The 21,371-nt window shown below is 41.9% G+C and carries 15 protein-coding genes and 2 pseudogenes; 3 read left to right on the top strand and 14 right to left on the bottom strand.

Annotated features, from left to right (window positions below):
* Positions 1–36: 36 nt before the first annotated feature.
* The 13 genes from WMO65_RS25165 to WMO65_RS25105 all read right to left on the bottom strand — a co-directional run bounded on the left by WMO65_RS25165 (position 37) and on the right by WMO65_RS25105 (position 18,361).
* Positions 37–1,599: a glycoside hydrolase family 43 protein gene (locus WMO65_RS25165; protein WP_115625577.1), complete on the bottom strand. Its 1,563-nt coding sequence runs from the start codon at positions 1,597–1,599 to the stop codon at positions 37–39.
* A 19-nt stretch (positions 1,600–1,618) separates the two neighbouring features.
* Complete coding sequence (locus WMO65_RS25160; protein ID WP_115625153.1) at positions 1,619–3,244, bottom strand: type 2 periplasmic-binding domain-containing protein; 1,626 nt, start codon at positions 3,242–3,244, stop codon at positions 1,619–1,621.
* Between the two features lie 171 nt (positions 3,245–3,415).
* Positions 3,416–4,978, bottom strand: coding sequence for a glycoside hydrolase family 43 protein (locus tag WMO65_RS25155; protein WP_115625152.1), 1,563 nt, complete (start codon positions 4,976–4,978; stop codon positions 3,416–3,418).
* Between the two features lie 14 nt (positions 4,979–4,992).
* Positions 4,993–6,141 carry a family 8 glycosyl hydrolase gene (locus WMO65_RS25150; protein ID WP_115625151.1) on the bottom strand — a complete coding sequence of 383 codons (1,149 nt, stop codon included), beginning with the start codon at positions 6,139–6,141 and terminating at the stop codon, positions 4,993–4,995.
* A 7-nt stretch (positions 6,142–6,148) separates the two neighbouring features.
* Entirely contained in the window at positions 6,149–7,048 is a 900-nt protein-coding gene (locus tag WMO65_RS25145; protein ID WP_115625150.1) for a carbohydrate ABC transporter permease, read from the bottom strand.
* A gap of 18 nt (positions 7,049–7,066) precedes the next feature.
* The gene (locus tag WMO65_RS25140) at positions 7,067–8,023 is read right to left on the bottom strand and encodes an ABC transporter permease (protein WP_115625149.1); all 957 of its coding nucleotides are present in this window, start codon (positions 8,021–8,023) and stop codon (positions 7,067–7,069) included.
* Positions 8,024–8,109: 86 nt separating this feature from the next.
* Entirely contained in the window at positions 8,110–9,783 is a 1,674-nt protein-coding gene (locus WMO65_RS25135) for a type 2 periplasmic-binding domain-containing protein (RefSeq protein ID WP_115625148.1), read from the bottom strand.
* A 200-nt stretch (positions 9,784–9,983) separates the two neighbouring features.
* Positions 9,984–11,585, bottom strand: coding sequence for a response regulator transcription factor (locus WMO65_RS25130; protein ID WP_115625147.1), 1,602 nt, complete (start codon positions 11,583–11,585; stop codon positions 9,984–9,986).
* A gap of 50 nt (positions 11,586–11,635) precedes the next feature.
* Positions 11,636–13,423 carry a sensor histidine kinase gene (locus WMO65_RS25125; protein ID WP_115625146.1) on the bottom strand — a complete coding sequence of 596 codons (1,788 nt, stop codon included), beginning with the start codon at positions 13,421–13,423 and terminating at the stop codon, positions 11,636–11,638.
* Positions 13,424–13,474: 51 nt separating this feature from the next.
* The gene (locus tag WMO65_RS25120) at positions 13,475–13,888 is read right to left on the bottom strand and encodes a hypothetical protein (protein WP_115625145.1); all 414 of its coding nucleotides are present in this window, start codon (positions 13,886–13,888) and stop codon (positions 13,475–13,477) included.
* A complete protein-coding gene (locus WMO65_RS25115; RefSeq protein ID WP_131918420.1) occupies positions 13,878–14,162 on the bottom strand; it encodes a hypothetical protein in 285 nt (94 codons plus the stop codon). The genes WMO65_RS25120 and WMO65_RS25115 overlap by 11 nt, the downstream gene beginning before the upstream one ends.
* A gap of 107 nt (positions 14,163–14,269) precedes the next feature.
* The gene (locus tag WMO65_RS25110) at positions 14,270–16,180 is read right to left on the bottom strand and encodes a sialate O-acetylesterase (protein WP_187370520.1); all 1,911 of its coding nucleotides are present in this window, start codon (positions 16,178–16,180) and stop codon (positions 14,270–14,272) included.
* 33 nt (positions 16,181–16,213) lie between these two features.
* Positions 16,214–18,361, bottom strand: coding sequence for a glycoside hydrolase family 3 C-terminal domain-containing protein (locus WMO65_RS25105; protein WP_115625142.1), 2,148 nt, complete (start codon positions 18,359–18,361; stop codon positions 16,214–16,216).
* A gap of 119 nt (positions 18,362–18,480) precedes the next feature.
* On the opposite strand from WMO65_RS25105, the gene WMO65_RS25100 reads away from it, so the two are divergent.
* The 3 genes and pseudogenes from WMO65_RS25100 to WMO65_RS26670 form a co-directional block, all read left to right on the top strand.
* The gene (locus tag WMO65_RS25100; RefSeq protein WP_115625141.1) at positions 18,481–19,341 is read left to right on the top strand and encodes an AraC family transcriptional regulator; all 861 of its coding nucleotides are present in this window, start codon (positions 18,481–18,483) and stop codon (positions 19,339–19,341) included.
* Between the two features lie 77 nt (positions 19,342–19,418).
* Positions 19,419–20,044: pseudogene (locus tag WMO65_RS25095) on the top strand (biotin transporter BioY).
* Between the two features lie 298 nt (positions 20,045–20,342).
* Positions 20,343–20,674, top strand: a pseudogene (locus tag WMO65_RS26670) (response regulator transcription factor); the annotation flags it as partial.
* A 400-nt stretch (positions 20,675–21,074) separates the two neighbouring features.
* Here WMO65_RS26670 and WMO65_RS25090 read toward each other — a convergent pair.
* Positions 21,075–21,197: a tyrosine-type recombinase/integrase gene (locus WMO65_RS25090; RefSeq protein WP_256157937.1), complete on the bottom strand. Its 123-nt coding sequence runs from the start codon at positions 21,195–21,197 to the stop codon at positions 21,075–21,077.
* Positions 21,198–21,371: the final 174 nt, after the last annotated feature.

Below are 21,371 nucleotides of genomic sequence, written 5' to 3'. Positions count from 1 at the left end.
GTTTTAATCTACTTAAGTGTCAAAGATGAGATAATACTAAGGCTGGTATCGGTTGTCAATACATAAATTCTGCAATGTAAAATCACGAAACACTGCAGTTCCCCCTGTTTTCTCAGATGCATAACAAAACAATCCAACTCTGCAGCCTGTAAAATGGTCCAACTTGAAATACAATTTATGTACGCTCCCTAATCTTTTCCACTCGCCATGACTCCAATATCGGAAAACTACAATATCTTTCATATCAGAAAAATCAGCACAGAGTTCCAGATGAGCAACCGCACAATCCAACTTAACCCTCTCATACTCCACAGGTTTTCCGCCTTTTCGGATGACAGGATATCGACTGTCATCAGCAGGACTTCCTGCACGCATAACCAGATAATACCGCTCCCCTTCACGCGTTATGGCAATCATTCCATAACAGCCCTGAAGTGCACAGATTCCTGCATAATCACCATTATTAAGATTCGTTCCGTCAACAACTACCGAAGCACGGCACCCGGGCCAGATCATTCTCTGCGTTAATGTATTTCGTGCTTCACACAAATCATGGTACAAATAACCAGCAGTTAGTTTTAATCCTCCATTTTCATCACAGTCAACCAGGCGATCATCTGGCACATGATTCCACTGCCATGCTTTATGAAACGATATTTTTCCATCTTCCTTTTTATACTGAAACTTGTCATTCGCAGTCAGGGGTTCGTATACATATTCCGGTTTTCTGTCCCGTAGCAAAACTGGTTCCACTATTCTACCATTACTTCCAAATTCCGGAAATCCATGGGTAAAATCTACCGGAACCAAAATCGGAATTCTCCCTACAGCTCCAGAATCCTGAAAAAGGAAGGCATACCATTCGCCTTCCGGGGTATCTACAATTCCTCCCTGTGCCACACCGAAATTAAAATATCCTCGATCATCATCCAGTATATCCCGTCCGATAAATTCACCTTCCAGGCTATCTGATATAAAACATGCCTCTGTTCTTCTTCCTGCTCCGTCATTGGGCCAATGGATCAGAAATACATAATACTTACCGTTAATTTTATATGCATGAGCTCCTTCATATCCCAGACGCACATTTCCTGTATCCTCAATTATCTTTCTGTGCAATCCTCCAGGTTTCGGACTGCTCAGATCAGCAGTTAATTCTGTAATATAAATCTGTGTATTTCCATATACAATATAAACTCTGTCATCATCAAACAAAAGAGAGCAGTCATGGTAAAATCCTTCGATATACTGTTTTTTCCACGGCCCTTCTATATTTTCTGACTGATACAGATAAGTTCGATGGGTATCATTGGCAACAAAACACACATAGAATATGCCATTATGATACCGCAGGGATGCTGCCCACATACCCTGTCCGTAAATATTTTCTCCATTCTCCATACACTGTGCCGGTGTATGATCCAGATCATCAAAAACGTAACCCACACGCTCCCAATCTGCCAGATTATAAGAACGAAGAATCTCACCCCCCGGCATAAAGTGCATGGTTGTACTGATCATATACCAGGTATCCCCCACGCGTATCAGATCAGGATCCGGATAGTCCATGCCAATTAAAGGATTGTAAAAATCTTTCATTGTATAAGTCTCCTTGTCATCATTCACTTTTGTTTCCCGTCCGCTCATCCACTACTTTCTGCATTTCTGCAAAAAATATCTCCGGATGAACGGATTCGTAACTTTCCATATACTTCTCCCAGATAGAATCAAAATCCTCTGTCATAACCAGCTGTGGCAGATATTCACGTTTCACCTGATCCATTTTCTTCCATACCAGTCCTGCCTCAGAACCCGTTGTCAGAATATCCGCATAGGCATACACGGGAAACCACTCTCCCGGTATATCATGATTTCCCAGCATATCTACATAGTCATTACATCCATACGCTGACAAACATTCTTTCACATCCTCCGGCAGAGCAGCATAAAATTCCTCCGGCTGAAATTCCGGTGAAAAAGCATTGATTCCATCTTCATAATTTCCTTCTAATCGTGGAAAATAAGCATAAGAGCAAAAATGTGTATTTTTATACTGCGAATCAGCAACCATATCTCTCTGCTCTTCGGTCAGATAAAACAATCCGTTCTCGTCCACTTCATAATCTACCCCTTCAATTCCCCAAAAACGAAGTTTCTGAATATCCTCTCTGAGCAAATCATTAAGGAACTGAAAAGCCCCCTTTACATCTTTACAACTTACTGTGACAGATATTCCTCCTGAAACATCTGGCTGAGTTCCATTCTGGGTATGCCACTTATTTTGTACATTTCTGTCGATTGTAATGGGAAGAGGCACATAATTCATTCCCTCTCCCTGCTGACGCAACATATCATCCACGGTATAATAAAACTGCCACCACTGATCTGACATACCAAGAACACGTCCGGTAGCAAGTTTTTCCAGATACTCACTATAAGTCTGTGTGTAGAACTCTGGATCAAGAATTCCTTTCTGAAATTCTTCATTTAATATCCGGTAATATTTTCTTGCCGTGGCTGTGGTATTATAATCCTCCACTTTTAATGTATTTGGATTCACAATGCAGCAGCCATCATTAGGATAGCCATCTAAAAACTGCGGCACATTTTCCAGACAAAAATATCGCCAGTCATCACAAAGAACAGTATATGGTACAAGGTCATCCAGAGGATGAGCGTCCACATAAGCCTCAATAAGATTAAAGTATTCTTCCAACGTACGTATTTCCGGATACTTCGCCCATTTTAATACTCTTGTCTGTATCCAGAATGCTTCGCCATTATGCAGAATATCTTCTGATGGATTTTTTTGATTCCCAAACTGGGGGATCCAGTAAATATGCCCATCCTCCTGTTTTAACAGCTCCCACTGACTATCAGTAAAATAACTGCGCAGATTCGGGTATTCATCCCAATACTCATCAACCGGAATCAAAGCATTTGCTTCATATAAATCAATATTGCCGGAAATAAAATCCGGATACTCTCCTCCGGCAATATAGGAAGCAATAGCCTGATCGGAAGTCTGTCCTACCAGCCATATCTCTTCACATTCTGCTCCTGTCAGTTCCGCGATTTTCTTTTTTATCTCATTATCTTCATCAATCTCCTGTCCTGGAACGGAAAAAAAAGCCGAATATTTTCTAATCTCCGACTTTTTCCTATTTCCTATTTGCCAAAATGCTGTTCCCACCAGAGCTACGACGCAGCATAAAAGTGTACATTGTTTCCAGTACTTTCTCATATATCCGTTTCCTCTCTTAGAAATTAAAGTATGCTTCGGTGTACCTGCTATGAGGGGTGCACCATGCTTTGCATAACATGATACCCTTTTCAAGATAATAGTACCCGGAAATTCCGCTGGAATTTCCGGGGGTACACAGCTTAGAATCTTTAATTATTATAACGGATACTCTTACTGGTTTTCAATAGCCATCCATGCAAAGTCCGCATGATTTTCTGAAATTTCACCATTGGAGGATGCATACATTCCTAGGCAGCAACCTGTAAAACCGCCCGCCAGTTCAGTACTCAATCCTGTCATATCCACATCAGAAACAAGCAGCATCTTTTCTTTTCCCTGAACTTTATAGTAGAAATCTGTCTTCTGTCCTCTGCCTCTGATTTCCAGATTTACAAATCCGTCTTCGATTTCTTCAGCAGCCAGTTTTTCTTCTTTGTCACCCAGACGACGATCGAGTACCAGCTGCACCTTACCGTCACACATCATTTTGGTAAACCGAACATGATGTGTCTCATCACACAGAATGGCAAGACCAGCTTCCTCCCCATTTACACAGGGGGAAAACTCTATTCCCGCAGATGCAAGATACAGATATTCCTTCTGTCTTACAGCAACGAAAGCAGGACAGGATGTTTCATTTAATGTCTGCGGCAAAGTCGGAAGTCTCAGATATCCACTTCTCTGGAAAAGATCGTATTTTTCCCAAAGAGGCTTCCGAAGAGTCATGCATTCCATCGGGAGTTTCTTCTCGAAGAAATGGTATACCTGGCTTTCAGGTTTCATTTCTGCCCCATCTCCCGGAAGTTCGACTACCGACTCCAGCATACCGACTCCCGGATTCACAACAGGCCATCCATCTTCCCATGTCACTTTCGCAAGAAATGTATCGCGACCTGTATTTACATAGCCTTCGCATTTTCTGGAACCCAGCATAACCACATACCAGTTTCCATGGCCATCGTCCACCAGATCACCATGACCCACAGCAGTGATGGGATAATCATTTCCCAGATGACGATGAGTCAGAATAGGGTTATTGGGATTGCCCTCATATGGTCCCCACACACTTCTGCTTCTGGAAATCGTCATACTGTGATTTGGTCCTGTACCTCCCTCAGCATTCATCAGATAATAATAACCATCCTTTTTGTAAAGGTGAGGTCCTTCCGGCCAGATCACATGATGCATGGCACCTTTCCAGATTTTTTTGCTTTCACCAATAAGCTCCATTGTCTTCAAATCAAGTTCCTGAACCCATATCTCCCAGTCCCCATTATAACGAACTCCGTGCTTCTGGTTTGGTCTTGTTCCTACATAATAGCAATGAACTGTTCCATCTTCATCTTCGTCAAAAAACAGACTGGGATCAATCCCCGGAGCATCTTCATCCAGATAATAAGGATCAGACCAGGGTCCCTCCGGTTTTTCAGCAGTTACAATAAAATTGTTTCGATGAGAAACATTTGTTGTAATCATGTAATATCGCCCCTGAAAATACCGTAGGGTCGGTGCATAAATTCCCCTGGAATGTCCGGCATTTTCCAGATGAAGCTGAGATTCCCGGGTAAGTACATGACCAATCTGCTCCCAGTTAGCCAGATCTTTGCTGTGATAAACAGGAACACCAGGAAAATAAGCAAAGGTTGATGTTACAAGATAATAATCGTCTCCCACTCTGCAGATGGAAGGATCCGGACGAAAACCCGGCAAAATTGGATTGTTTGCAAAATGCATATCAATATCTCCTGTTAATAGATTCTATAATTTCCACTTAATGCAAGAAAAGCGAAGAAATAAAGGCAATTATCATAATATCTCCTGTTTCCTGTGCGCAGAGGTGTATTCCAGAACTTGCGGACACAGGCAAGAGCATGTTCATTCTGTACCAGCAATCCTGCCTGTGCATTTACTGCTGTCATAGCCACCGGATGCAGGGCTTTCCCGGGAATCACCGTACCATCAATGGCAAAAATTCCATCCTGATGTTCCTCCCCTGCTGTCTCACAGAAAAATTTCAGAAAGCGCTTTCCTTCTTCCACTTCCCACTCATCTGCACCAAACCAGGCATAATCCAGAGCAATATTAGCAATCGTGCGATAGGCATCACTGTAATACCAGTCATGTCTCCCCCAGATATTCTGCCCTTTTGTGCAAGGGGTTCCATCATACTCTGCATACTCTGCACACAGGCCGGTCACAGGGTGACATGCCTTCTTCAAGTATTCCCTGCTTGCCTTCGCTGCTTCCTCCCAGAAAGAACGGTCTTCTTCGTAAGACCACTGTGCAAATAATTCATAAAAATGAGGCAGATGATAGGAAGGATCTGAAAAATCCACTTCGGTAATAAAACGTATCAGGTGGTTATCCGGATCCCACATGGCACGTCCCGCTTCTCCGTTTTCTCCTTTATGAATACAGGTATGCAGCAACTTTTTTGCCTCTTCGCTATAAGCAAAAATCCCTTCCCCGTCGCCCCAGCGATGAGAGGCAAAAAATAATGCCATTGCAAAGAACTCTTCTCCGTCCGGTGCGGGACCATCAGCGTTTCTTGTGCCGTCTGTTCCACAGGACCATGCAAAATATCCGGCATTTTCACCTTCGGTCATATACATATAAGTTCTTGCCCATTTCCATATCCTGTCAAACTCTTCTTTTTTATTCATCTGCACACACATCATCATACCATAAGACATACCTTCCGTACGTGCATCCAGATTACCGGTATCCTCTATGTATCCAAGCTCACAACCAACGGAATGATAAATTCTTTCCTCATCACTCCCATAAAAAAGAGTCTGAAATATTTGATCTATTCTATTTTCTATTTCCTTTTTCTCATATCCGGCTAATTCGAATATATTTGGATAAATTCCTGTGTAAACGGCTCCCTTTTCCATCTTTATCTTATTCCTTTACTCCTCCGATGGTCAGACCGGCTACAAAGTATCTCTGAAGGAACGGATACAGGCAGACAATCGGCAACATGGTCAATACGGTAGCTGCTGCACGTACAGATGTTGGAGTAACTGCACCTGCTGCATTTTTCATAGCTTCTACAGAATTACCCTGATTGGTAACGGAAGAAAGCAGTTTCATCAACTCATACTGCAAGGTTGTCAGGTGGTCGCTCATACGGTTGTACAGCATGGCATCGAACCAGGAGTTCCACTGACCAACTGCCACAAACAAAGCTACGGTCGCATACACCGGTTTACACAGCGGTGAAGTGATTTTCCAGAAAATCGTTGTGTATCCGGCACCATCAAGCTGTGCAGACTCTTCCAGACTCTCCGGAAGACCGTTCATATAGGTACGGATAACTAACATATTAAAGGCACTGAACATACCAGGAATTACATAAACCCAGAAACTGTTTGTCATTCCCAGGTTTTTGTACAGCAGGAATGTTGGAATCATGCCACCGTTTACATACATGGTAATAACCCAGAACAGTGACAACTGTTTTTTGAACAGGAAACGTTTTCTGCTGACGATAAATGCCAGAATTGCATTGGCAATCAGGGCCAGCAAAGTTCCAACTACTGTTCTTGCCACAGAAATATAAGCACCTGTCAGCAGGTTATCTTTCTGTAAAACGGTAAGATAGTTCTTCCAGGTAAATTTTCGGGGCCACAGATAAATCCCACCCCTCAATGCATCCGTACCGTCATTAAGTGAAATTGCCACTGTATTCAGAATCGGATATAGTGTAATCAGCACGAATAGAATCATGAACAGGGTATTACATATCACGAAGATGGTATCCCCAACCGATGTTTTTTTCCTTTTGTGAAGTTTTTCCATAGTCTGATTTCTCCTTTCCTAAAACAGCCGCTCGTCACCGGTCCGTTTTGCAATCTCATTGGCGATGACAACAAGCACGATGCTGACAAAACTCTTGAAGATACCTGCCGCAGTACCAATTGCAAAGTCATTCTGGCTGATACCCCATTTCAATACGTAAATATCAATTGTCTGTGCCACGCTCTGTACCAGACCATTACCTAACAGGTACTGGATTTCAAAACCTGCATTTAATACGTTACCTACATTCATCAGAAGAAGAATCATAATAGTCGGACGGATTCCCGGTAATGTAATATAGCGGATTCTCTGCCATCTTCCGGCCCCATCAATATTGGCCGCTTCATAAAGGGAAGGGTCAATGGATGTAATTGCAGAAAGATAAATAATGGCATTCCATCCTGTTTCCTTCCATACATTGGCAAATGCCACGATTGGCCAGAAGAATTTTGGATGAGCGAAGAAATTCAGAGGCTGATCAAGAATACCGAATTTCAAAAGAAACTCATTTACAATACCCGTTCCGGACAGTGCGTCATGCAGAATACCAGTAACGATAATCCAGGACAGGAAGTGCGGCAGGTAAGAGATTGTCTGCACTACTTTTTTTCCACCCTGAGATTTTACATCGTTCAACAAAATAGCAAATAAAATTGCCATAAAGAAGGTTGCTACCAGGTTGATTACACCCATAGCCAGTGTATTTCTGATAACACGCAGGAATGTGGCATCAGAAAACAACTGCTGGAACTTTGCCAATCCTACAAACTGAGAATGCAGAAGTCCATCCTTGGGACGGTAATCCTGGAAAGCCATCAGCCATCCTCCCAGTGGCAAATAGCAGAAAATCACACCATATAATACAATAAAGGCTGACCAGATCAGCAGAGCTTTCTGTCTTTTTATTTCTTTCCAAGTGATTTTCACTTTCATTTCTGTTACTTTTTCTTTTTTTCTTTTTTCTATAGCAGCCATAGTCTCCTCCTAAAAAGAGAGGGCAGATGAACCGGTCTGTCACGCGATACCGAAACCGACATCTGCCCGATTTATTCACTTATATTCTACTGATACTTCTTGGCTTCTTCCATTCTGCGATCAAGTTCTGTCTGCATTTCTTCCAGGAAATCCTGAGGATTACATTTTTCGTATACACTCATGTACTCATCCCATGCAGCTTCAAAATCTGATGCCATTACTACTTTAGGAAGATATTCATGCTTGATTTCTCCCATCTTTGTCCATGCAATACCACCAGGTGTGCTTGTTGTCATAGCACTTGAGAAAGAATACATTGGATACCATGGTCCCGGAGCCTCACTGGTTCCAAGCATGTCTACATATGTTTCAGCACCATAAGCATCGAAGCATTTTTTTACATCATCTGACAATCCCTCATAAAACTCTTTTGCCTGATACTGTGGCTGCATTGCGTTGATTCCATCACGGCTTGTTCCGATATACTGTGGGAAATAAGAATATACACATTTATGAGAAGCCTTATACGCTGTATCGGAATCCTTCTTTCTCATGTCTTCTGTACGATAATACTCTCCATTTTCATCTACAGAATAATCAACATCTTTAATACCCCAGTAACGAAGGTCATGTACTTCCTGAGAAAGAAGATCATTCACAAACTGAAGAGCACCTTCTACATCATCACAGCTAGTGGTAATAGCAAGACCGCTGGCAACATTCAGAGCACCGCCGGAGTTATGCCACTGGTTCTTCATTCCTTTTTCAATCGTAATCGGAAGTGGTATGTAGTCACATCCCTTTTTATCAAGTCCCTGCTGTTTCAGTGCATCATTTACGGTATAAGCAAAATCCCACCACTGGTCAATCATACCCAGCACACGTCCGGTGGAAAGTTTTGCAATATATTCATCATAAGTCTGTGTAAAGGATTCCGGATCTACAATGCCTTTCTGATACTCTTCATTCAATTTTCCGAAATATCTTTTAGCAGTAGGTGTTGTATTGTAATCGATAATCTTTAATTCATTCGGATCTACAATAACAGAACCATCATTTGGATATCCATCCAGGAACTGAGGAGCATTTTCCAGACAAAAATAACGCCAGTCATCACAGAGGATTGTGTAAGGAATATGGGCTGTTCCGTCTTCCATCACAGGATTTGCTTCGTTATAACTTTCGATCAGGTCAAAATATTCATCCATTGTGCTGATTTCAGGATATCCTGCCCATTCAAGAACACGAGCCTGTATCCAGAAAGCCTCATCATTATGAGTAGTTGCTTTCTCTTCACCATAAATATTGCCGAACTGCTGAATCCAGTAAATATGTCCATCATCCTGACGAAGCTTATCCCACTGTTCTTCAGTCAGATATTCTTTGATATTCGGATACTTATCGATATAATCATCCAGTGCAACCAGTGCACCAGCATCATAAAGCTGTGCCATACCATCTCCACCATCAATCATATCCGGATACTCACCACCGGCGATTAATGTTCCTACTGCTTCCTGAGCAGTCTGTCCTGTAAGCCATGTCTCTTTACATTTAGCACCTGTAATCTCAGCAATTTTCTGCTGAATTTCATTATCATCATTGATTTCTGAACCGGGAACTGCAAAGAATGCAGTAAATTCTTTTACTTCGCCATCAGATGACTCTGCACCTGTGTCTGTTTCTTTTTCTGCTTTGCCACAGGCCGCCATTGACACCGCCGCTAACAGCATAAGGGATATTAAACATTTTCTTTTCATAGACCCCATCCTCCTATTTCTTTTGATACTATAAATATTTTCCTATTCGTCTGCAGAACAAATACGACTTATCAATTTACTATATTGTACCTTCTACAAAAAAAACCTCAACCGGACAAAGCATACAAAAAGACAGGACAAATTATAGAACCCTATCATTTATCCTGTCTTTTTTCATTTGGAAAATTTCTTCCATTTTCTCAGTTTTTCAATACTCCGCCCTGTCTGCGGAACTTTGCAGGTGTGCATCCCTTTGCTGCAATAAAACGGTTAATAAAATAATCGCAGTCTTTATATCCCACATCCATAGCAATCTGATAGATTTTATCACTGGTATACAACAGTCTCTGAACTGCCTGCTCCATCCGATAGTTATTCAGATACTCTTTAAATGACTGTCCGAACTTTTTCCGGAATATCTGTCCCAGATAAGCACTGTTCACATAGTACTTTTTACTCAATTCTCTCAAAGTAAGATTCTCTGCATAATTTTCGCGTATTTCTTTCTCAATATCTCCAAGTACGCCTCCCCTGGAAATATTTTTGCGAAGCTGAGCCAGATATTCTGCATACTCCAGAGCAAAATGCACCATATGCACACTGCTGCCTCTGGTGACTCCCTCTTCAAATGTACTTTCACCAATGAAATGTAGAATTTCTTTCTGATCGACACAATCATCCTGCTCGGTTGCCAGATAAATCAGCTGAAACAGGAAATAATTAATGTTAAGATTCACTGTATCTGCGGCAAGTCCCATCTGCTGCATTTCTTCATACAGATTTTCCACACATTTACGGATCTGTATCTTATCGTTTTGCTCAATGGCTGATATCAACGCATCCAGGTTCTGTTTGCACAGGATAATACCCCCATTATGAATCTGTACCTCTTCTTCATAAAAATACATTTTCTTTTTTGCACGAAATGCTTCCAGAGAGTTCAATACACAGGCGGTACTATAGGATTTTGCCAGTCCAGAAATGTCTGATACTTTTTTACCCGCCAGCAATTTTACAGGACGCTGAATTGCCAGTTCAAGACTCTCCTGAAAGTCGCTCAGATACTCAACTTCACTGATTGCCCGGTTCTTCGCCATATAATCACAGTAAATAAAACCTATATCGTAATTCTTCTCATTCCAGGACACATCAAAGAAACAGTGACTGCAGTCTTCTTTCAGGAAATCCTGACAGGCCTGATACAGTTTTCTCTGAATCAGACGGTATTCCCCATCCTCCTGTTCGGACATGTCTCCTATATTATAGGGTTCCAAATAAACATATCTGACACTGTCTGAAAGATTCATATGACTTTTTATATATTCCAGATTAACTCGGTCGTATTTTCCGCAAAGAAGTGAAATGATATTTCTGGCCAGATACTCATGTTCCAGCTTTTGTTTTTTCTTTTCATTTTCCCTGGCAGCTTCTGACACTTTGGCTACTCTGCGCAGTACACCCAAAAGTTCCTCTTTTTCCACCGGTTTCAAAATATATTCCATACATTCATAACGAATTGCCTGCTGTGCATAGGAAAAATCGCTGTAACCACTTAAAATTATAAAATAAGCATCTGAAATATTTTCTCTGCGTATTGTCTCCAAAAGTTCTAGTCCACTCATTACCGGCATCTTAATGTCTGCAATGACCAGATCCACCTTATGCTCTTTCAGATATGTAAGTGCTTCTGCTCCATCGGCAGCAGTATATACAATCTCATACCCTTCCTGTTCCCAGTCAATAAACACCATAAGTCCCTGTACAATAAAAGGTTCATCATCAACCAGCAAAACCCGCAGCATGTTCTTATCTCCTTTGTTTCTTTTCCATTCCCAAGACCCCTGTTGAAGTCTTATCTGTACATCTGTATTCTATCATCCAGAGAGTCTATCGGCATCCTGATCTGAATAGTAGTACCGATTCCCACTTCACTCTCTATATGAAAACACACTTTGTTATCCGTTATCATTTTCAGTCTGAGGCAGGCATTGATAATACCTACACGCCCCTTTTCTCTTAGTTTCTCGATGCTTGCATTACACATCTTTTCCTTTATTTCAGCCACTTTGTCCTCATCCATACCGCTTCCGGTATCCTCCACTTCGATCCAGATATCCTCATGTTTACGATAAACCCGGACAAAAATCCAGCAGGAAGCTGTTTTACTCTCAATCCCGTGTACACATGCATTTTCCACAAAAGTTACGAAAGTCAGTCTTGGAATCTGAATATCCTCACATTCCGGTTCTATGTCCAGCTCATAGGAAAGTCTGTCTCCAAAACGATACTTTTGAAGTCCCAGATATGCCTCCACAAATTCCAGTTCCTTTTTCATTCTGACAAAATCTGTACTCCAATCCACATTCTGACGTTCCATCACGGCCAGTTTTCCCACCATATCCGCAGTTTCATACTCTTTCTTTAAGATACTGTGCATCCGAATGCTCTCCAGGGCATTAAACAGGAAGTGAGGATTCACCTGACTCTGCAGTGCCAGAAGTTCTGCATTCTGTCTGGCAATATCCATCTCCTGTTCTCTCAGACGATCCTTATACACCGTCTGAATCAGATCATTCAGGCGGGATGCCATGTGATTATAATTGAGCATCAGACTGCCTATTTCATCTTTCCCCCGCACATATGAGATTTCCTGAAGATGATCCGCATCTACGTGATCAAATGCTTTGCTCAATTCTTCCACCCTGGCAGTAAAAGAACGATTAATAAGCCGCATCAGAATCCACGGCATCACCGTATTAATCAACACCAGAAAAACAATCAACGGCATATGATTCCATATCTGTGCCCGTATCCCACGACTTCTTTTACAGACTGCAATCTGTAGATGTTCTCCATAAGCACTGTATTCTTTCTGATAATCCGGCTGTATGTTTTCCTTCCATTCGCTAAAAGGCCGCCCTGGCTGATTATATCCGTTATTAGAAAGCAAAATCTTATTATCTTTACATATATAGATCTCAGACTCATAATTCATATTATCCAGATTGCGTACAAGACTACTGTAATCCATTTCAATCGTCACTATTTTTTCACAGCTGTCCTGTCCGGAAAAATTTAGTTTTCTGATAAATAACACGCTGCGCCGCGGCTGCACTGCAGGACTTTTCCACTGGTCATAATAAAAATACAATACTGAATTATTTCCCGCTTCCTGCAAATATCTATGCCATTCTGTCTCACGCACATCAGACAGACGGATGAAATGTCCGCCATTGATAATAGTATCATTGTCCGCATAAATCGTAACCACTGTATTATCCGTACCCATACTGGTCTCAAACAGTGAATTCTTCATAAATTCCTGATGTCCCGTCACATAATCCAGAGGAGTCTCATACTGTCGATTCAAAAACTCCTCGATATACTCGTTCATATAAATATTTTTTGCTTTCATTGCGGCATTTTCCACTTCCCGGGAAAGATTATATATAACAGCACTTGCATCATTTTCCATCACATGCCGCTGCTCCACTCTCTCGGATTGAACCACAATAAATAGGATAACACTGTCTGTAATGATAAGTGGTATCAGCATACAATAGATATACAGAATATGAAGCTTTTTCTTCAGGTTAAAGTCATTCATAATATGTTCTAATCTAACAATCAGTCTCTTCATACGCTGCCCTCCTGTGGCTATCATACCATATCATGTCTCAAACATCCAGCACTATCTCTTCCAGCTTTCTGCAGGACCCATACATGAGATCCGGGGGGTGGTGCCTTCCCTGTAGAAAATAATTTTTTCTACAGCAGGAATTTTGCTTAAAAGTTCTATTTGCACTTCATTGAATCCTTTGTGCAGATAAATCGGTACGCAGGTTTTATGAACCTGTTCTATGACACCCGCAGCCCAGAAATCATCATCCGGATTTCCCGCCCGATAGTTCTCCGGAACAGTGTCTGCCTTTTTCCATAGTTCACCTGTTGTTGCATTTCTCACCGCAAGAGACAGATGGTCTCCAGGTACATCAGGATTTGATGGTGATGTCCAGATTTCTGCTGTATATACAGCCTCTTCCTCAGCCATCAAATAATACGAAACAACCGGATTATCTTCGCACCAGTCCCCATCAGCATTCACCGGAACTGCCCGGGCAGCAAATCAGCTTGAGAATTTCCTGATCTTTTACCTCTCTGCTGCTCATTTCCAGTTTCAGCCATTTACAGGGTTCTGCTTCTATTTCACAGAGAAAAGAGCCTTCACCGTCATTCGCCACTTCAAGGATGACCTCACGATTTCCCGCATAGAGAAAATCTCGGATTTCCATTGATTCACAGATCCCATAATTTTTCACAAGGATTCTGTCATCATCTGCACGTGAAACCATCAGGCGAGGTTTTCCAAAAGGTTCCACATACATTCTCACCGGATATCGGCAGCCATCTTCATTTTTACACCCTCATAAGCATCTTCCTCTACTAGAAAAGGTACACAGTACCCACCATCAAATATTTTCATTTCTTATGATATCTCCTGAAATATAATCTGGAAAGGAACTACCGGCAATTCCTCATCGCTGTATAAATTTGCTTCCCACGGACAGTCATTCCATGCATAGGATACTCCAACGGTGTCTTCCGTTATGGATACTTCGACAGTATTTTCTCCTGTCAGTCTTCCCTCAACTGCCTTACTGCTTCCATCTTTACAAATAATATCAAAACCTCTGACCGGTTCATTCTTATCCTGTCGCAGAGAAACTCCCGGTACTTCTTTCAGATCCGGAGTTCTTTTCTCTGTATGCAATACAATGCCTGACGGTTCAAAAACAAACTTTATACTTCCAGTATTTCTAATGGCTGCAGCAAGCTCCGGATTTCGGTATGATACGTTTCTGCCATAAATCAATGTTTCTGCCGCAAGTGCTGCACGTACGCCGACTGTTTTCTTATCGGTAGGATGCAGATCGTTGTATTCTCCCAGGTCATAAGCCTGTACCATCATGGCATATGGCAAACCGGCTGTTTTTCTCTGTGCCTCACGAAGTCTTGCCCACTGTATGCCGTTCGTATAAAGTTTGCCATCAGAAAATCCTGCCAGCTGAACGAAAATGAACGGCATATCCGGCATCTGCCAGAGGGTTCTCCATTCCTCGATCATCGTGCCAAATTCCTCCTCATAGGTTTCCGGCCGCCCGGTATTGGATTCACCCTGATAAAAGAAACATCCTTTGATTTTCCATCTTCTGATGGGATAGAGCATTCCCTGATAAAGTCCACATGCTTTATACTGGAAAAATGTCATCTGAGGCAGCGATTCCATCCGGTGGATGATTTCATAATTCCAGTCACCGGAAAGAGAAACCTTTTTCTCCAGATTACTGCCAAAGCAAAGTTCATACACCTTTCCAGGTACAAAGCCTCCTTCCTGTCTGAAAACCATCAATTTTACTTCAATGATATTTTCTCCAGCATGAAGGATTCCCTCCGGTATCCGATAAATTCTGGGTGGGTACTGGTATTCCGTCTCACCGATCAATGTGCCATTAATTAAAATCTTATCTGCATCAATCATAGCACCGAAATAAAGAATAGCTTCTCCTTTTTCCGGTTCATCTTTTTCATCCAGCACAAAGGTTTTTGTAAAGCGCAATCCGCCATAAAATTGATCCAACACAGTATTTTCAAAGAATCCCGGAATACAAAAACTGCCCTTACTATCTGTAGCACAATCCACACCGGATTCCTTCAACGCCTCTTTTCTCCACCAAAGCTCTCTTTCTTCTTCCGCTTTGATGGTCGCTTCCGGATATCCTTTCTGGCGGCATTCTTCAATCTCCGCAGCATCATAACCCAGAGCTGTAACAGTCTCCTCGCTGCACCAGGATTTCACCGGTGTACCTCCCACAGCAGTCTGCAGAAGTCCAACCGGTATTCTTTCCCTATCATGAATTTCTTTTGCAGCAAAATATCCCACAGCACTGAACAGCTGCAGTTCTTCTCCTTTCGCTTTAATCCAGCAGCCCTTTTCTAATTCCTGACGTTTTTCTCCAAATACATATTCCTTGGGGACTTCGAACATGCGGATTTCATCCTCTGAAGTATGCAGAATTTCATCTGCATACCGGTCCATCACCCGCTCAATTGGCAGTTCCATATTAGACTGCCCTCCCAGAAGAAATACATCACCAAACAGTACATCATGAATCACAAGTTCTTCTTCCCCATCTGTCATCCTGAACTCCCACGGACCGCCGGCAGGCATTTCCGGTATCATCAGTTCAAAGTATCCGTCATCACCACAGATGGTTTTAACCTGAAAATTTTCAAAAGACAGTTCTACCGTTCTTCCCTTTTCACCATATCCCCAGATACTGTTTTCTACATCTCTCTGGAGAATCATCCCGTCACTGACTAATGAAGATAATCTCATCACTTTTCCCATGCTCCTTTCCAGACCACAGTTTTACACTTCAGCTGCGAATGTATTGACAAATCCACCTTTTCCTGTCAGGGTCTTACTTCTTTTATCCGGCTGTGAAGTGCCTGTATAAACACAGTATTCACCGGATAGAATCTGTGCAGCGCCATCGATATCAAACAGTTCGAAAGCTTCCGGTTTTAAAGTCAGAACGACTTCCTGCTCCTCGCCCGGATTCAGAAATACCTTTTTCAAAGCCTTTAACTGGGGATTTGGAGTTCCGTCACAGCAGGATTTTACATAAACCTGTACGGTTTCTCCTCCGGCCATCTTACCGATATTTCGAATCACTGTCCGTACAGTCATTCCTGTACCCTTTCTAATGATTCCTGTTTCGGACACCTTATCTCCTTCGTAAACTGTAATCTCAGGTTCTGACAGACTGAACTCTGTATATGACAGTCCATAGCCAAAGGGATATAACGCTTCCTGTTCCATATAACGGTAAGTTCTTCCTTTCATGGAATAATCCGTAAACTCCGGCAGTTCTTCCACGGAACGATAGAAGGTTACCGGCAGTTTACCTTCTGGTGAACACTCTCCAAACAACAGACGTGCCACAGCCTCTCCACCTCTTGATCCAGGATACCATGCCTGTACGATAGCCGGAATATGCTCGTCAGCCCAGCTAAGATCCATAGCACTTCCGGTCAATGAAACGAGAACCACCGGTTTTCCACTTTCATATGCCGCTTTGAGGATTTCATTCTGCAGCCCCGGGTAGTTCAGATCCGGTTTGTCACCGCTGGCAAATTCATTTCCTGTATCACCCTCTTCACCTTCCAGTGTAGCATCCAATCCAAGGCAGACAATAACCACATCACTGGCCTCGCATACGCCTTTCACTTCAGCCAGACGATCGTTTGGTTCTGAGAGAACACAGACACGGTCTTTAAATAAAGCACATCCTTCCGAGTACATGACACGAACATCATCGCCTACATAATCCTGAATTCCTTCAAGAACTGTTACATAGCGGGAAGCAGTTCCCTCATAGTTACCCACAAGTGCTGCTCTGCTATTGGCATTTGGCCCGATGACTCCGATGGTTTTCATATTATTCTTATTCAGAGGAAGAAGTCCTCCTTCATTTTTCAGAAGAACCAGAGTTTTTTCAGAAATCTTTTCGTTTATACGGTTATGTTCCGGTGTGTCGTTTTCTGTATAAGGAATACTATCGAATGGAACTGTTCCCGGTTCTTCAAACATACCAAGCTTCATACGTGTGGTGAAAAGATTGATGACCGCCTCATTGATTCGTTTTTCATCAACTCTTCCTTCACGTACTGCCTGAACCAGATGAGGGTATGTACAACCACAATTCAAGTCACAACCGTGATTCATAGCCATCGTTACGGACTCCACCGGTGCATTTGTTACATGATGATTTTCATGGAAATCACGCACTGCCCAGCAGTCACTGACAACGTGCCCCTCAAATCCCCATTCTTCTCTCAAAATATCTTGCAGAAGTGTCTTACTGCCGCAGCATGGTTCTCCATTTGTCCTGTTATATGCACCCATCACAGCTTCTACTTTTCCTTCCTGCACACAGGCTTTAAATGCCGGCAGATAAGTCTCATACATATCCTGTTTGGATGCAACAGCATTAAAATGATGTCTCTCTCCTTCCGGTCCGGAATGTACAGCAAAATGCTTTGCACAGGCTACTGCCTTCATATATACAGGATCATCTCCCTGAAGTGCCTGAATAAACCGCACGCCCAGGCGTGATGTAAGATAGGGATCCTCACCATACGTTTCATGACCTCTTCCCCAGCGCGGATCACGGAAAATATTTACATTAGGTGCCCAGTATGTTAAACCTTTATAGATGTCTCTGTCACCATATTTCACATGCATATTATATTTTGCACGTCCTTCAGTGGCAATGATATCAGCCATCTCCGCAACCAGTTCTTCATCAAAAGATGCAGCCAGACCTATTGCCTGTGGAAATAATGTCGCTGTTCCCGTTCTGGCAATTCCGTGAAGTGCCTCATTCCACCAGTTATATTTGGGAATTCCCAATCTCTCGATTTCTGCCGCTCCGTGAAGTGTCTGGGAAACCTTCTCCTCCAGCGTCATCTGTGCTACAAGTTCTTCCGCCCGTTCTCTAAATGTTTTAGCCATAAGTAATCTCCTTTTTTGTTCATTTTCTATATTATAAAAAAGAATCTATTGTTTTCCTTATTGATTCTTGCTATACTTTTCCTATATTTTGCTATTTTTGAAAGGGATTATCTTTTACTATGATTGAAGATCTCAAAGGAATGAAAGAAACGATTGCATATGATTCTTCACAGTTTCGATTGATGAAAAATCAGGAGACTGAAGATTATCCGCCACACTGGCATACAAGTATTGAAATTATCATGCCTTTAGAAAACGGCTATCAGGCCGTAATAGGAAATGAGTGCTACAAACTAAATCCCCTTGATCTGTTATTTATCAACAGTGGGGAAATTCATTCACTGCAGGCGCCTGCCACCGGTAAGCGCTTGATTTTTCAGGCACCATTGTCGCTTTTTTATTCTATACCCGGTATGGGAAGCGCACTGCTGCTGTTACCGGAAGCTGTTTGCCTTACGCCGGCTTCCTGTCCGGAACTCTTTCAGGAAGTGTCTGCAAAATTCAAGGAAATCATCCGGGAGGCTGAAAAAAGTAATTATCTGGCCGATGCCTGGGTATCCTCTGCTGTTATTCAGATTGTTCTTCTGCTAGTACGCCATAATTTCGAACATACTCCTCGATTTACCGATGTATCCTTTTCCTCCCGAAGAGAATACATGGAAAAATTCACAACGGTCTGTCAGTATATCGATACCTCATTTCGGGAAAATCTGACACTTGAACAGGCTGCAGAAATCGCAGGATTCAGCAAATATCATTTTTCCAGACTTTTTAAAGAATTTACAGGAATAACCTTCCAAGAATACCTCACACGCCAGCGTATCCGCCACGCAGAAGAACTGCTGACCGATTCCAAAATCTCAATCACTGATATTGCACTAGCCTCGGGATTCTCTTCTGTCAGTAATTTTAATCGGAGTTTTCAGATGTATAACCACTGTTCGCCTTCGCAGTTTCGGAAAAAACTGATGCATGTATAGCGGGGCAGGGTGACCCTGGTCACTCCTCAATCAACTTGCTATTTCTCCAAGTCAATGATAAAATCGAATTACATTAGATGGTTTATTACAGCTTCGGAGTAGGGATTATGAGAAACCTTGTGAAAGAGATTATCACAGGAAGATGGCTTAAAAAAATGAGTAATCTTACAATTAATACAAAAGAAAAATTTTCCATTCAGCAGATTGCTGCGATTGGAGTAATGACCGCAGTAATCTGTGTGCTGGCACCTTTTTCACTGCCAATCGGGCCGGTACCGATTTCACTGACGAACTTGGCTATTTATTTTGCACTGTATATGTTGGGGGTAAAAAGAGGGACCATCAGCTATCTGGTGTATCTACTGATCGGACTGGTGGGAGTTCCTGTATTTTCCGGATTTACCAGTGGTCCTGGAAAACTGTTTGGACCGACAGGCGGTTATCTTATTGGATTTATTCCAATGGCTATCATAGCAGGAATGGTAATTAACCGCAAGATTAATAACAGATTGCTTTGCTTTATCATGTTGTATGCTATGCCTTTGGTACTGCATGTCTGGCATATGAAGCACACATGGATCTGTTGGCCGCATTGATGGCAGGTGTCATCCCGTTTATTCCGGGAGATTTAATCAAAATGGTTCTTGCTATGATATTGGGACCACAGATTCGTAACCGGTTGATTCATGCAAACTTATTCTAAGTAAAGACGATTCATCTGTGTATCGGTTTTTTCTCCTTCTGAATTTCTGGTAACTCTATACGAATAATATTTCTCCCCGATACTCATCGGGGAGTTTTTAAACACCACCTCTGAAACTTGATCCTGCGTTTATATGTCTGATAATAATTTTTCCCGCAACAAGAGACAGATGGCAAGCTGTGTTCCAATGATCACACCGCAATCCATAATTGGAGAAAATGAGGAAAAAATGAAAACCATAGAAATTATTGATGATGATATTTCGATTGGAGATATGCTGGCAGAAGTTCTGCCCTAGATTCAGAATGTTCCTGTAATTGTCCTCAGTGCCAAGATTGATGTTGAATCTTTTGCTCGGTGATGCTGCTGACTATATGACCAAACCGTTTGAAATAAAAGAACTTCTTGCACGGATTACTGTTCAGCTTCGGAAATGAAATACAGACAGAGAGACAGTCATTGTCGATCGGTCACTTAAGCCTGGATACACAAGACTGCACAGAACGTTCGCTTAAGAAGCACATCAGTAATCTACGAAAAAAATTGCAGGATGCAGGTGGTACAGACTGCCTATATTTCCCTTTTTCCATAGAAAAAAGCTCCGAAAAACTTATAATCACCAGAGAATAAAGTGTTTATAAGGCTTTCAGAGCCTTTAAAAAATCTTATTTAATTTGAAGTGCAAGCTTCGCTTACATGCCCATCTGTTTTGCAACTTCTTGAACCTGAGCCTCTTGGACTCAACCCTCAAAATTGGCTTACTTACTGACTATTTTCGTGTTTTCCACTAGCAGCTTTGCTTCATTTCATTTTTATTTTACGAAGCTTTTTTTCGTACAACTTTTTTACTATTTTTCTACCCCCGATACCCGCCTTGTCATTATTTTCGTAAAGGTTTTTATCATTTTCGTAGGATTTATTTTACGAAGTCTTACGAAAACTTCTCTTCGTAAGCAGCCGTCCATCAGGCATTCATTGCTACTTTGAATTTCTCCAATTCATTTCCCATCATCTCTTCTGATATATGTGTTTATATATCAATTGTTGTGGAATAATGAGCATGTCCCATGAGCTGCTGAACAACCTTTGGGGTAATTCCTTTTTCAAAGCATCGACTGCAGAACGTATGTCTCAACGCATGTGGACGTGTCAAGTATGGGACAAAAAAAATATTTCTTTTTTCTTGCCGGATAGTACCTGACCATTCCAATCAGGTACTCCAGCACTTTTATTATCTTCCACAAAATCGTTCTTGTCCAGAACATTTTATCTCTGCCCTAAAAATACATCATCACAATTCCATTCAATTTCGATTTCCTCCTGGCTA

The organism is Blautia caccae (assembly GCF_040095955.1).
Taxonomy (GTDB): Bacteria; Bacillota; Clostridia; order Lachnospirales; family Lachnospiraceae; genus Blautia; species Blautia celeris.
This window is presented reverse-complemented; position numbering and strand designations above follow the sequence as displayed.

Bases quoted from the DNA above. Each gene is read 5' to 3' on its own strand.
- WMO65_RS25125 (WP_115625146.1), bottom strand. From the start codon at position 13,423: ATGAAGAGACTGATTGTTAGATTAGAACATATTATGAATGACTTTAAC.
- WMO65_RS25155 (WP_115625152.1), bottom strand. From the start codon at position 4,978: ATGCATTTTGCAAACAATCCAATTTTGCCGGGTTTTCGTCCGGATCCT.
- WMO65_RS25110 (WP_187370520.1), bottom strand. From the start codon at position 16,180: ATGAGATTATCTTCATTAGTCAGTGACGGGATGATTCTCCAGAGAGAT.
- WMO65_RS25140 (WP_115625149.1), bottom strand. From the start codon at position 8,023: ATGGCTGCTATAGAAAAAAGAAAAAAAGAAAAAGTAACAGAAATGAAA.
- WMO65_RS25145 (WP_115625150.1), bottom strand. From the start codon at position 7,048: ATGGAAAAACTTCACAAAAGGAAAAAAACATCGGTTGGGGATACCATC.
- WMO65_RS25150 (WP_115625151.1), bottom strand. From the start codon at position 6,141: ATGGAAAAGGGAGCCGTTTACACAGGAATTTATCCAAATATATTCGAA.
- WMO65_RS25160 (WP_115625153.1), bottom strand. From the start codon at position 3,244: ATGAGAAAGTACTGGAAACAATGTACACTTTTATGCTGCGTCGTAGCT.
- WMO65_RS25165 (WP_115625577.1), bottom strand. From the start codon at position 1,599: ATGAAAGATTTTTACAATCCTTTAATTGGCATGGACTATCCGGATCCT.
- WMO65_RS25135 (WP_115625148.1), bottom strand. From the start codon at position 9,783: ATGAAAAGAAAATGTTTAATATCCCTTATGCTGTTAGCGGCGGTGTCA.
- WMO65_RS25130 (WP_115625147.1), bottom strand. From the start codon at position 11,585: ATGCTGCGGGTTTTGCTGGTTGATGATGAACCTTTTATTGTACAGGGA.
- WMO65_RS25100 (WP_115625141.1), top strand. From the start codon at position 18,481: ATGATTGAAGATCTCAAAGGAATGAAAGAAACGATTGCATATGATTCT.
- WMO65_RS25105 (WP_115625142.1), bottom strand. From the start codon at position 18,361: ATGGCTAAAACATTTAGAGAACGGGCGGAAGAACTTGTAGCACAGATG.